General features: G+C 67.4%; 11 protein-coding genes. All 11 read right to left on the reverse strand.

Translation table 11 applies throughout. The annotated features are described in order from the left end of the window. Positions 1 to 9 precede the first annotated feature (9 nt). The 11 genes from NL241_RS29055 to NL241_RS29105 all read right to left on the reverse strand — a co-directional run bounded on the left by NL241_RS29055 (position 10) and on the right by NL241_RS29105 (position 12,157). The gene (locus tag NL241_RS29055) at positions 10 to 966 is read right to left on the reverse strand and encodes a zinc-binding dehydrogenase (protein ID WP_487694119.1); all 957 of its coding nucleotides are present in this window, start codon (positions 964 to 966) and stop codon (positions 10 to 12) included. A gap of 28 nt (positions 967 to 994) precedes the next feature. Beyond that, complete coding sequence (locus tag NL241_RS29060; RefSeq protein ID WP_494395757.1) at positions 995 to 1,567, reverse strand: carboxymuconolactone decarboxylase family protein; 573 nt, start codon at positions 1,565 to 1,567, stop codon at positions 995 to 997. Next, complete coding sequence (locus NL241_RS29065) at positions 1,552 to 2,283, reverse strand: SRPBCC family protein (RefSeq protein ID WP_494395758.1); 732 nt, start codon at positions 2,281 to 2,283, stop codon at positions 1,552 to 1,554. Before NL241_RS29065 ends, NL241_RS29060 begins: the two co-directional genes overlap by 16 nt. 37 nt (positions 2,284 to 2,320) lie before the next feature. Next, entirely contained in the window at positions 2,321 to 3,148 is an 828-nt protein-coding gene (locus tag NL241_RS29070; protein WP_487694116.1) for a cyclase family protein, read from the reverse strand. 36 nt (positions 3,149 to 3,184) lie between these two features. After that, complete coding sequence (locus NL241_RS29075; RefSeq protein WP_494395759.1) at positions 3,185 to 5,548, reverse strand: xanthine dehydrogenase family protein molybdopterin-binding subunit; 2,364 nt, start codon at positions 5,546 to 5,548, stop codon at positions 3,185 to 3,187. Next, the gene (locus NL241_RS29080; RefSeq protein ID WP_487694113.1) at positions 5,545 to 6,045 is read right to left on the reverse strand and encodes a (2Fe-2S)-binding protein; all 501 of its coding nucleotides are present in this window, start codon (positions 6,043 to 6,045) and stop codon (positions 5,545 to 5,547) included. The genes NL241_RS29075 and NL241_RS29080 overlap by 4 nt, the downstream gene beginning before the upstream one ends. After that, positions 6,042 to 8,477, reverse strand: a complete 2,436-nt coding sequence (locus tag NL241_RS29085; RefSeq protein ID WP_494395760.1) for a xanthine dehydrogenase family protein molybdopterin-binding subunit — start codon at positions 8,475 to 8,477, stop codon at positions 6,042 to 6,044. Before NL241_RS29085 ends, NL241_RS29080 begins: the two co-directional genes overlap by 4 nt. Further along, entirely contained in the window at positions 8,477 to 9,343 is an 867-nt protein-coding gene (locus NL241_RS29090; RefSeq protein ID WP_494395761.1) for an FAD binding domain-containing protein, read from the reverse strand. The genes NL241_RS29085 and NL241_RS29090 overlap by 1 nt, the downstream gene beginning before the upstream one ends. Continuing rightward, positions 9,340 to 10,206, reverse strand: a complete 867-nt coding sequence (locus tag NL241_RS29095; protein WP_494395762.1) for a nitrilase-related carbon-nitrogen hydrolase — start codon at positions 10,204 to 10,206, stop codon at positions 9,340 to 9,342. Before NL241_RS29095 ends, NL241_RS29090 begins: the two co-directional genes overlap by 4 nt. Before the next feature lie 229 nt (positions 10,207 to 10,435). Next, positions 10,436 to 11,167, reverse strand: coding sequence for a type II toxin-antitoxin system RelB family anti-toxin (locus NL241_RS29100; protein WP_487694108.1), 732 nt, complete (start codon positions 11,165 to 11,167; stop codon positions 10,436 to 10,438). 102 nt (positions 11,168 to 11,269) lie between these two features. Then, positions 11,270 to 12,157: a PDR/VanB family oxidoreductase gene (locus NL241_RS29105; protein WP_487694107.1), complete on the reverse strand. Its 888-nt coding sequence runs from the start codon at positions 12,155 to 12,157 to the stop codon at positions 11,270 to 11,272. Between the last annotated feature and the right edge of the window lie 9 nt (positions 12,158 to 12,166).

Raw genomic sequence — 12,166 nt, forward strand, 5'->3', positions numbered from 1 at the left:
ACAGGACTGTCAGGGAACCAACAGCAGCTTGCCGACGGTGGCACGGGATTCGAGGGCGTCCAGCGCGGCCGCGACCTCGGACAGCGGGAATTCCGCACCCAGCTCCGGGCGCAGCACACCGCGGGCCGCCAGGTCCAGCAGCAGTGCCGCGCGCTCGGCCGCAACGTGCGCGTCACCGGCATAGTCGCGCCCTGCGGCGCGGGTGAGGAACAGCGAGGCCCGGCCCAGGTCTTTGGCGCTGATATCGGCGTCCTGGCCCGAGGCAGAGCCGTAGAGCACCATCGCTCCGCGTGGCCGCAGAGTGGCCAGAAGTGGTTCGGCGACACCGGCTCCCACTGCGTCGTACACCACGGCCACCCCTTGGGGCGCCACACCGCGGATCTCGTCGATCAGGTCCTCGCGGTAGGTGAAGACGTGAGAGGCACCCGCCCGGCGGGCCGCCTCGGACTTCTCCTGACTGGACACCACACCGATCACCTGCACACCGGCGGAGGTGAGCAGCTGGGTCAGCAGCACGCCGACGCCGCCGGCGGCGGCAGTCACCACCGCGACGTCTCCGACGGTCAGGTGCCAGGCGTCGTGGGCCAGGTAGTAGGCCGTGCCGCCCTGGAACAGCAGGGCGGCGGCCACCTCGTCGGAGACCGTATCCGGCACCCGGGCGAAGGACGCGGCGGGACCGACGACCACCTCGGCGAAGCTGCCCGGCACCTTGGACCACGCCACGCGTTGGCCGACCACGAGTCCGGACACATCGTCGCCCACCGCTTCGACGACACCGACACCTTCCGAACCCGGCACGCGGTGCTCGGGTACCGGGACCCGCCCGCGGCGTTGCATGACCTCCCAGAAGTTGACGCCGGCACGGGATACGCGCACGCGCACCTGCCCGGCCCCGGGCTGGGGTACGTCCGCCGCTTCCTGTACGGTCGGCGAAAGATTGTCGTCGAGAACGATTTTCAACGTCATGACATACCTCTGTCTGGTGTGGTGGTGCTCAGGCGTCGGCGGGCACGCCGATGTCGAACACCGCCATCAGCTGGGCCAGCGTCCGGTAGTAGCCCACCAGCGTGGTGAGCTCGACGATCGCCTGGACTCCGAGCGCCTCGCCGTATCGGGCGTAGTCCTGGTCGGAGACGGCGGCGTTGTCCAGCAGCGCCACACTCAGATCGGCCGCCGCCTGTTCGGCGGGATCCGCCGCAGCCAACTGCCCTGTCGACAGTTGTTCGAGCTCGCCGTCGGTGAGCCCGACCGCGCGCGCGACCCGCTCGTGGGCCCACCATTCGAAATCCGAGCCCAACTTGGAAGCGACCAGCAGGATGGCGATTTCGCGGACCCGGGCGGTGAGGCTGGTCCGGTAGCGGATGGCGGCTCCGAGTTCCTGGAGCGCGCCACCCATCCCGGGGACGTTCACCATGATGCCGAACGGCCCGTTCAGGGATCCGTCCTGGGCGACCACCGGGAAGTGCTGGGTCCCCTTGAGACGGTCACCGCCGGTGATTGCCTCGTACACCGCCCGCTGCTCGTCGGTGAGCTGGTCCGGTGTCAAAGCGCTCAGTCGCTGGGCCAACGCGGACCCTCGGGGTACGGGAAGTAACGGAAGGTGGGTTGCTGCTGCTTGCCGACCCGGCGGCCGAACACCACCCAGCTGAGCAGGAAGCCGAGCAGGCCGCCGATGAGCGCCTGGCCGTAGCGTTCCTTGATCATCGGCAGCACGAAGGACACCACGTCCAGACCGGCATCGCCCGCGGGAGCTGAAGCCGGAGCTGCTGCGGGACCGCCGACCGAGGCCGAGGGCGTGACCGGCTGTGCCGCAACACCGTTGCTCGAAGCGCCGCCGGGCGCGGTCAGCAGTGCCGACAGGTTGGTGACGAACTGCCCGATGAGCCGGTTGCTCACATCGGCGATGGCGCCGCGGCCGAACTGCGCCATCCGGCCGCTGATGTCCAGATCGGTGTCGATCAGGACACGGGTGCGGTTGGCTGTGACAGGCTCCAGCCTGGCGTGGATCTGCGCGTTGGCCGCGGCCTGCCCCTTGGGATCCTTCCCGGATGCCGAGATGACCGCGCTGTGGGTGGCGTCGTCCTTGTGGGTGAAGCGGGCCCGCCCACGGAAGTGCGCCCCGATGGGGCCGACCTTGATCTTCACATTGCCGAGGTAGTCGTCCCCCTCGACGCCATCGAGGGCGGCACCCGGCATGCACGGCATGATCCGAGGGATGTCGGTCAGCAGCTCCCAGGTGTGTTCCAGATCGGTGTCGATCTCGAACTCGTTCTTCAGTTGCATTGGCATTGGATGCCGCCCTTCGAGTTTCGGCCGACGATCAGCGGCCGGCGAGTCCTTCGATGACCTCGTCGGCACCGCAGTCGAAGAATGCCATGATGCGGCACGGGCAGGCCTCGCCGCCCTCGATCTTCCACGGGAAGGCGCCGATGATCGCGCGCTGGTTGAGAACGGTCTTCAGGTCACCGCCGACGTTCTCGGCATGGATGCAGCCGTCCTGGAAAGCCAGGTGGTGCATCGGGAAGATGTCGGAGGTGATCTCGCGGCCCGACATGTGGTGGGTATAGGTGTACTCGCCCAGGAATTCCTTGTAGGTCATCCCGACGTGCTCTTCGAACTTCTTGAGCAGATCAGGGCGCATGTTGCGGATCGTGGTGTTCATGGGGTGATCACCGGAGCCGGCATCGATTCCCCACCAACGGATTTCCATGTCGGCCATCCAACGGGCCAGCCGGATGCTGCCGCCCGGGTGCATGGTGAAGTAGCGCACCAGGTCCTGCCGCGGCATGCCTTGGTAGTAGTCGATGAAGCCGGTGTGGATGATCAGGATGTCACCCTTTTTGATCTCGACCTTCGAGGTGATGTGCTCGGGTTCGATGAGATCCCAGTCGCTGACCACGTCGGAGACGTCCACGATTGCGCCGGGGTGAATCAGCTTGTCCAGCGGCAGCGACGCCATGTCCAGGCCGCCGTCGGTGCCGTGCATGGGGCCGTCGAGGTGGGTGCCGGAGTGCAGCGAGCTCTCGATCCGTTGCGAGACAATCTGATTCGTCTGCAAGTTCTGGGTGTAGTACATCTTGCCACCCGGGTACCCGACCCAGCCGGGAGTGTGGATACCCCAGGGGTGGGTGAGATCGACAATCCGCATATAAGCCTCCTGAAATCAACTACGTTGAATCAAATTCTATGTCACTGAAATGGATTTGACCAGACGACGGACGAGATCCGGCCGAATCGGCACCGCGGTGATGCTGTTCGGCAGTCGCAGGGCGTCGTCGACGGCGGAGGCGACGGCGGCGGCCACGGCTGTGGTACCACCTTCGCCGGCCCCCTTGACGCCCAAGGGATTGATCGGGCTGGGCGCATCCTCGGTGACCAGCGTCTCCACGTCCGGGACCTCCAACACCGTCGGAATCAGATAGTCCATGAACGTCGTACTGGTCGGGGTGCCGTCCTCGGAATAGAGGAACTCTTCGTACACCGCGCCGCCGATACCCTGCGCGACGCCTCCGGCGATCTGCCCTTCCACCAACATCGGATTCAACGCGCGGCCAACGTCGTAACCGACGATGAAGCGTTCGATGGACAGGTTGCCGGTACCCCGGTCGATCGAGACCAGCGCGGCGTGCAGCCCGTACGGATAGGTCATGTGATCCGACCGGAACCAGCCGTCGGCGGACAGCCCGGGGTCTTCCTTCATCTCGCCGGCCCGCACCGGTTCCAGCAGCAGCGCGATCTCGCCCAGGGTCAGCACCTTCTGCTGGTCCTCGATGACGGTGACGGCACCGTCGGTCATCTTCGTCTCTTCGACGCTGACCTTGAACTGGTGTGCGGCCACCCGACGGGCCTTGTCCGCCAGTGCCTCTGCGGCGTGGGCGGCCGCCGATCCGGCCATCACAGCCAGCCGGGTGGCGAATGCGCCACGGCCGTACTCGAATTGGTCGGTGCGGCCCCGGACCACCCGGATCGAGTCGTGCGGCACCTGCAGGGTTTCGGCGACGATCTGGGCCAGCACGGTGTCCACCCCCTGGCCCACCGACGACGCGCCGCAGCTGATGGTGATCAGGCCGCTGCCGTCGACGGAGACCCGGGCACCCTCGTAGGGACCGATACCGCTCTTCTCGACGAAGTAGCCGAAACCGAATCCCACCAGTTCACCCTGGGCACGCCTGGCCTGGACCTCGGCGCGGATGCCCGGGAAGTCGAATTTCGCCGACACCTTGTCCAGCAGCAATTCGTAGTCACCCGAATCGTGCACCAGGTGGGTGCCCATCGCCTGGATCGGCCGTTCGTAGGGCATCTCGGCGACCGGGATGAAGTTGGTACGCCGCAGCTCCGCCGGGTCGAGCGACAGTTCGCGCGCGATCTTGTCCATCAGGCGTTCGCGGGCGAACGTGCCCTCGTAACGCCCCGGCGACCGGTAGGTTCCGGCCGGGGTCTTGTTGGTCAGGCGGACGTGCGCCGTGGCCCGGAAATGCGGAATCACATACGGCCCCGGCAACATCGATGCCGTGAGCGATGCGACGGTGGCACCGTGGGTACGGACGTAGGCACCCTGGTCCAGGATGAAATCCGCGTCGAGCGCTTCGACCCAGCCGTCGGCCACCCGGACCAGCGCCCGCAGCCGGTGATGCTGGCCGCGAGAGTGATTGGTGGCCACCAGGTGTTCCTGCCGGTCCTCGATCCACTTGATCGGCCGGCGCAGCCGCATGGCCGCCACGGTCACCAGAACGTCTTCCGGGTAGAGCTCGCCGCGGGGACCGAAGCCACCACCAACGTGGGTCTCCCGCACCAGCACCTGGTGCGGTGGCAGCCCTGATATCGCGGCAATGGCCTCACGGTTCCAGAACGGCACCTTGGCCGCACCGTCGACCACGAGCACCTGTTCGGACTCGTTGAACGCCGCCACCAGCCCGCGACACTCCATGGGCACCCCGGAATGCCGTCCGATCCGCGCGTCCATCTCGAACACACGGTGGGTGCCCGCGGCCACCAGCGCATCGGCCCCGGCGAACGCGGCGTCGACGTCGCCGTACTCTTCGACGAAAGAGGTTGCTTCCGAGTCTTGTTCGGGCATCTCCTGCCCCGTCCCGGCGGCCCAGGTGGCCTGCTCACCGTCGATCCAGACCCGCGGCTCCAGATCGGCGTCGATGCGCGCCTCCAGCGGCTCGATGTCGATCTCGACCAGCTCTGCGGCATCCTCGGCGAGGTAGGCCGACGTCGCGAACACCACCGCAACCGGCTCCCCGACATAGCGCACGAATCGCCTTGCCAGGGCCGGCTGTCGGTACGGCAGCAGTTCCGGTCGCGGGGTCAGCCGGAAGGCGATGGCCGGCAGTGTCTCGATGTCGGCGTAGGACCACGCCGCCACCACGCCGTCGACATGCAGGGCCGCCGTGACGTCGACAGACACCAGTCGCCCGTGGGCGATCGGCGAGCGGACCACCCGCATGTGCAGTTCACCGGCGTAATGGTTGTCAGCGGCGAAGCGCCCCGCGCCGCGAAGCAGCACAGGGTCTTCGATGCGCCTGGCGCGAGCGCCGATCATGCCGGGGTCTCGTCGGCGACGGGTTCCTCTCCGCGCATCACGCGCTGAGCGCTGAGCGTGGCTTTGATGATGTTCTGATATCCGGTGCAACGGCACAGGTTCGACGAGAGCATCTCGCGTATCTCGTGTTCGTCGGCGTCCGGATTCTCCTCCAGGAACCCGGCGATCAGGGTGAGGAAACCAGGGGTGCAGAAACCGCACTGCAGACCGTGGTTGTCCCAGAACGCCTGCTGGACGGGGTGCAGTGTGGTGTCGTCGGGTGCCAGGCCTTCGACGGTACGGATGGATGCACCTTCGGCCTGTACCGCGAACATCAAGCAGGCCCGGATGGGTTGTCCGTCCATCAGCACGGTGCACGCGCCGCATACCCCGTGCTCGCAGCCCAGGTGGGTACCGGTCAAACCGCAGTCGTCGCGCAGGGCGTCAGCGAGCGTGCGACGGGGTTCGACGTCCAGGTCGTAACGATCGCCGTTGACGTACAGGCGAAGTGAACTCATGAGGTGATCTCCTGCGGGTCGGCGGGGTGGCGGGCAGGCTGGATGTCGCGGCGCTGGCGGATCGCGGTCCGGATCCGGTGCGGGGTGGCGGGAAGATGAAAGACACCGACACCGAGCGGGCTCAGTGCGTCGCTGATCGCGTTGGCGATGGCGGCGGGCGCACCGATGGTGCCCCCTTCGCCCACGCCCTTGGCTCCGGTCAGCGACGCCGGCGACATCGTGTAGATGTGGGCGATCTCGATGTCCGGCACTTCGGCGATGGTGGGCGGCAGGAAATCCATCAGCGATGTCGTCACGAGAACGCCTCTGTCGTCGTAGATCAGCTCTTCGAACAGTGCGTTGGCGATGCCCTGGACCACCCCGCCGTGAATCTGTCCGTCGACGATGGCGGGGTTGATCAACTTGCCCGCGTCCTCGGCGACCAGGAACCGGGTGATCTCGACCTGACCGGTGAGCGCGTCCACCTCGACCTCGGCGACGTGGCAGGCGTTGGCGAACGTACCCGACGGGTCGTAGGTGCCGATGGTCTCCAGCGCCGGCTCACCCTTGTCCGGGATGAGGTGGCTGGAATGGTAGGTGTCCCGCGCGATCACGGCGAGGTCGACGGCCTGAGCCGAGCCGTTGAGCCTGGCCTTGCCGTCCTCGAGCACGATGTCGTCGGGCAGCCCACCGAGCCGGTCGGCCGCCAGCCCGCGGATACGCTCGGCCAGCTCCTTGGCGGCGATCAGTGAGGCCCCGCCGGCGATCACCATGGCGCGGCTGGCATAACTCCCCCAGCCGTACGGGGTGGCATCGGTGTCGCTGGCGATCACCCGGACCTGGTCCGGACGCATCCCGAGCTCGTCGCACACCACTTGCGCCAGAGTGGTTTTCAGGCCCTGACCGTGCGGGGAGGCCCCGATGCGCAGCGTCAGTCCCCCGGACGGGTCCATGGTCAGGATGACGCGCTCGAACCCGGGGGTGATCACCGGCGCGGCCTTGGTGGGGTCGAGCCCGAACGGACGTGACCGGGCCGCAAACGCGGGCGTGCCGTAGCCCGTGCGTTCGGCGAAGCAGGAGAAGCCGATACCCAGGTAGCGCCCGTCCTGCAAGGCCTTGGCCTGGCGTACCGCGAAGTCGTCGAGGTCGGCCAGTTTCGCTGCTGCGGCCAAGGTTTCGCGATGTGACGCCAGGTCCAGCACCAGTCCGGTGGGAGCGCGGTGGGGGAACTCCGAGATCAGGTTCTTGTCACGGATCTCCACCTTGTCCAGGCCCAGTTGGGCGGCGGCACGGTCCATCAGACGTTCCATCGCCAGCACCTGCATGGGCCGTGACACACCGCGGTACGGGGCGATCGGGCACTTGTTGGTGGCGACGGCCCGCGAGCGCACGTCGTACTCACCCACCTTGTACGGGCCCGGCAACTCGGCGAGTGCCATCAGCGGCTCCACCGCCCAGGTCACCGGGTAACAGCAGTAGGCACCGACGTCACAGATCAGATCGCCACGCAGAGCCAGCAATTCGCCGTCGGCGGTGAAGGCGCCCTCGATGTCGTAGACCTGCTCGCGGCTGTGCCACGAGGCCATGAAGTTCTCTTCCCTGGTCTCGATCCAGGCCAGGTCGCGGCGCAGGTGCCGCGACGCCCACACCAGGGCGACGTCCTCACGCGCCAACGTCATCTTGGCGCCGAAGCCACCACCCACATCCGGGGCGATGACCCGCAGGTCGTCCTCGGCCATACCGATACAGTCAGCGATCCCGGTGCGCGTGACGTGCGGCATCTGCAGGGTCGCGTGCAGGGTGGTGCGTCCGGTGCTGCGATCGTAGGCGGCGTGGGCGGCCCTGGCTTCCAGCGGCATTGCACTCTGACGGCCGGAGCTCACCCGCACCGAGACGACGGCGTCCGCTTCGGCGAACGCGTCGTCGGCCCCCGGGGTGGTGATCCGGCCGTCCACCATGGTGTTGGGGGCGTTGGGATGATCCTCGGGAACGGAGTCATGCACCAGCGGTGCGCCCTCGGACAGCGCGTCCACCGCCGAGAGCAACGCGGGCAGCGGTTCGATCTCGACATCGACGAGTTCGGCGGCGTCCTCGGCGGCGGCCTCGGTGTCGGCCACCACGAAGGCGATCGGATCACCGACGAACCGCACCACGTCGGTGGCCAGGATCGGGGTGCCGACCTCCACGAAATCGGGCCGGTGCAGTGCCGCCCGGATGGGCGCGACGTCCGCGAGATCCTCTGCGGTGAAGACGGTTACACCGGGCGCCGCCGTCACCGAGACGATACGTCCGGAGGCCACCGTGCTGCGGATGAACCGCACATGGGCGCAGCGCTTGTTGCGGGAGGCGACGTCGGCGACGTAGCGCCCCCAGCCGCGCACTATCGCGGGATCCTCGAGCCGGGGCAGCGCCCGGCCGGTCCAGGTAGTGGGTTGAGTGGGTGCCGCGGCCATCAGGCGCCGACCAAGGTGGCCCTGCTCAGCGCGCGGGGCAGCAGCGCACGGACCAGATCGCGGCGGTAGTCCGCATCGCCGTGCGTGTCGCTAGGCGGATCGACTTCGCCGGCGGTGGCTTCGGCGGCCGCCACCAGCAGTTCGTCGGTGAGCGGCTGGCCGACCAGTGTCTGCTCGGCGACGGCGCTGCGGAAGGGCACTTCACTGACTCCGCCGATGCTGACCCGGGCCTCCCGAATCACGTCGTCGACCACGCGAATCGCGGCGGTGGTGGTGACGATCCCGAAATCCCCTGCCCGGCGCGCGAATTCCGCAATGCCCGCGTTCCAGGTGTCATCGAGGACGGGCAGGGACACCTTGACCAGGATCTCGTCGGGCTCCAGAGCAGTGGTGAAGATGGACTGGAAGAAATCGGCGGCGGCGATGGTCCGCTCACCACGCGCCTTGCTGACCGCGGTCATCTCGGCATCGAGCAGCGAGGCCACCAGACACCACTCGGACGCGGCGTCGCAGTGCGCGATCGAACCACCGAAGGTGCCGCGGGTACGGATCGGCAGGTGCCCCACATAGGCGGCCGCTTTGCGCAACAGCAGTCCCAGCGGCCCTTCCAGTGAGTTGTGCTGGACCTCGATGTGGCGGGTCCTGGTCGCGATGGCCACCCGGTCACCGACGATCTCGATGCCGGACAGTCCGGGAACCCGGTTGATGTCCACCAGATTGGCCGGGCTGGCCAATCGGAAGTTCATCATCGGCACCAGGCTCTGGCCGCCGGCGAGGATCTTGGAGTCGTCGGGTTCGGCGGCCAGGATGTCCAGCGCTTCGTCGAGACTGGCCGGCACGTGGTACTCGAACGGCCGCGGCTTCACCAGGTTCTCCCTTCGTATGTCACGGCGTACACGTCGGTACGTCGGTCCTCGCGTGGCCGGATGCGCTCGCCACGCACCCGTGCGGCGCGAATTGCCTCGAGGTCCAGCGTGGCCGTCGCCGAGTCGGCGGCGGTGCGGGACAACGGTCCGGCGAGCAGCTCGCCGAATGCGTCACAGGCCACCGAACCGCCCAAGGTGGCAGGTCCGCCGCGCGCCGCCCCGGCGACCTGGCTCACCGCCACGACGGCCACCTGATCCAGATTAGCTTGTGCCAGAACAGAATCCACGTGACGGGTCCCTCCGGTCACGGGGACTGTCCGATCGAACCCCCCGACCCAGGCAGCCGGGGCGAGAACGATCTCGGCACCACGCAAGGACATCGTACGGAGGACTTCGACGAACCGCAGGTCGTAGCAGATACACACGCCGATTCGGCCAAAAGCGGTGTCCGCGACCGGAAGACCGAGATCCCCCGGGGTGTACACCCCTTTCTCCAGGTCGAACAGGTGGAGCTTGCGATAGTGCAGCACCGGGCCGTCACCGTCGACGATCACAACGGTGTTGAAGATGTTGTCACCGTCTCGTTCGCAGAAGCCGTACGCGACCAGGCGCTCGAATTCGCCGGCCAGCTCGACGAAGGCGGCCGACGTGGGTCCGTCGAGCGGCTCGGCGATCTCCCGGGCCAACTCGCGGTCGACGACGTAGCCACTGATGGCGAGTTCGGGGAGCACCACCAGATCGGCGCCGGCGCCCAAGGCGCCCCGCGTGCGCGCCAGGGCGGTGCCGCGATTCTCCTCGACCCGGCCGACGCTGACGTCGATCTGCTCCAGGGCCACCGTGACAACGGCGCTCTCGGCCGTCACCGGTTCACACCGGACGAGGAAGTTAAGGCTGACCGAATTTCGCCGGATGGAAACCGGATCCGGATCGCCTGTCCGCCCCGTCCGCCACTGCGCTCTGACACCCATCGAGCCGATCCGCGATCAGCCCGATTATTGCTGGTCCTGCCGTATGCGGCACGATTCAGACTGTCCGTCACCTACCGAGCGTAGCATTCAATAGCGTCGAAGTCATTAAGTGTGTTTGAAACACTTATGAGTCGTCGAGGTTAACCCACACTGCGATTGCGTGCTCATCCCCGGTGTTGGCGATCCGGTGCGGCCGATCCGAGGAGTAGGCGATCACGTCGCCGGGTTCGAGCACATGACTCTCCCCCTCCAACTCGATGGTCAACCTCCCGGAGATCAGCACACCGAACTCACGGCCGTCGTGATGGGTGGCCGACGGACCACTGGCCCCGCCGGGTTCGTACTCATTGACGGCGAGCTCCACGCCCGCAGCCGAATCATTGTGTGCCACACGGCGTGTGGTGCCTTCACCCATGCGCACCACCGTCTGCTCGGCAAGACGTGTCACCGGCGATCCGTCGGCGGAGTCCCGGTGCGCGAACAAGTCGTACATGTGCACACCCAGGGCCGAGGCGACGGCCACCAATGTGCCCACCGACGCCGTCGACACCCCCCGCTCGAGCATGCTGAGCATCGACACGCTGACCCCGGTCCGCTCGGCGACATCACGCAGGGTCAGCTGCTGACGGGAGCGGATGGCCCGGATGCGCGCGCCGACCACCAGCATCGTCTGTTCAGCGTTGCTGACACCGCGCTGCGTTCCGGCATCAGCAGAGGGCAGGGAGTCTGCGCCGTCGGCGGCCGCGCGGGACTTCTGCGCTTTACGGGGTTTGCGCGACGTCGGCTTGCTACCGGCGGAAGGGCCCGTGGGCGCTTTCCGGGTACCAGTCGGCACAGCGGACGAAGAAGGCGTCATGAAAACTCCGTTGAGGCGGGGTGAAGACGTGCGGTTTCAGCGTACGTGAACCAGTCCATTTACACGCCACTCGGCGCGTGTAATTCCGATGTTCCCTTCCGCTCACGGTGCGGGAATGTCGAGGACCAACCTGCCTTTGGCGCAGCGCGACACACAGAGCAGCATCTGCCGGTCGGCGCGCTCGGCATCGGTCAGCAGGTCATCGCGGTGCTCCACCTCGCCGTCGAGCACGGTCGTCTGACAACTGCCGCACGTTCCTTCTTCACAGGAGTACAGGACGTCGCCGCCGGCATCGAGGACGGCCTGCAGGATCGACTGGTCCCCCCGCACCGCGACCACCGGCCCGTCCGGCCCCAATTGGACCTCGCCTCCGGTGGCCGGGGCGCTCGCCCTGGTATCGGGTCCAGCTATCGCGGACACGAATCGCTCGAACCGCAGCGGTGCCGCACCGGCAGCCTGGACTGCCGTTTCCATGGCCTCGATCAGCAGAGTGGGCCCGCAGGTGTAGATGGCCACACCGGGGTGCGCGGCCACTGCGGCACTCACGATTGCCGGCACGTCGAGCCGGCCCAGTTCGTCATCCGGCCAGAACTGCACCCGGTCGTCGTACATCTCCAGCTCATCGCGGAACGGCATGGTCGCCAGGCTGCGTCCGCAGTACACCAGGCGCCAGTCCAGTCCCAGTGCGTCGACCGCCTCCACCATGGGCAACAGGGGCGTGATGCCGATACCGCCGGCCACGAACAGATAGGACTCCGCCCGCTCCAGCGGGAATCTGTTGCGCGGCGCGCTGATCTTGACCACGGTGTCGGGCCGCAGCGCCTCGTGCACCTCGCGTGAACCGCCGCGGCCGTTCGGCTCGACGCGGACCGCGATCTCGTAGTCGCCGGAGGTCACCGGCCCGCACAGTGAATACTGCCTGCACTGCCCCGACGGCAACACCACGTCGATGTGGGCCCCGGGCGTCCACGACGGCAGCGTGTCATCCACGCCGGTCAG

Source organism: Mycolicibacterium sp. SMGY-1XX (assembly GCF_059132455.1).

Coding starts and splice junctions, on each gene's coding strand:
- NL241_RS29055 (WP_487694119.1), bottom strand. CDS start 966: ATGACGTTGAAAATCGTTCTCGACGACAATCTTTCGCCGACCGTACAG.
- NL241_RS29065 (WP_494395758.1), bottom strand. CDS start 2,283: ATGCAACTGAAGAACGAGTTCGAGATCGACACCGATCTGGAACACACC.
- NL241_RS29070 (WP_487694116.1), bottom strand. CDS start 3,148: ATGCGGATTGTCGATCTCACCCACCCCTGGGGTATCCACACTCCCGGC.
- NL241_RS29075 (WP_494395759.1), bottom strand. CDS start 5,548: ATGATCGGCGCTCGCGCCAGGCGCATCGAAGACCCTGTGCTGCTTCGC.
- NL241_RS29080 (WP_487694113.1), bottom strand. CDS start 6,045: ATGAGTTCACTTCGCCTGTACGTCAACGGCGATCGTTACGACCTGGAC.
- NL241_RS29085 (WP_494395760.1), bottom strand. CDS start 8,477: ATGGCCGCGGCACCCACTCAACCCACTACCTGGACCGGCCGGGCGCTG.
- NL241_RS29100 (WP_487694108.1), bottom strand. CDS start 11,167: ATGACGCCTTCTTCGTCCGCTGTGCCGACTGGTACCCGGAAAGCGCCC.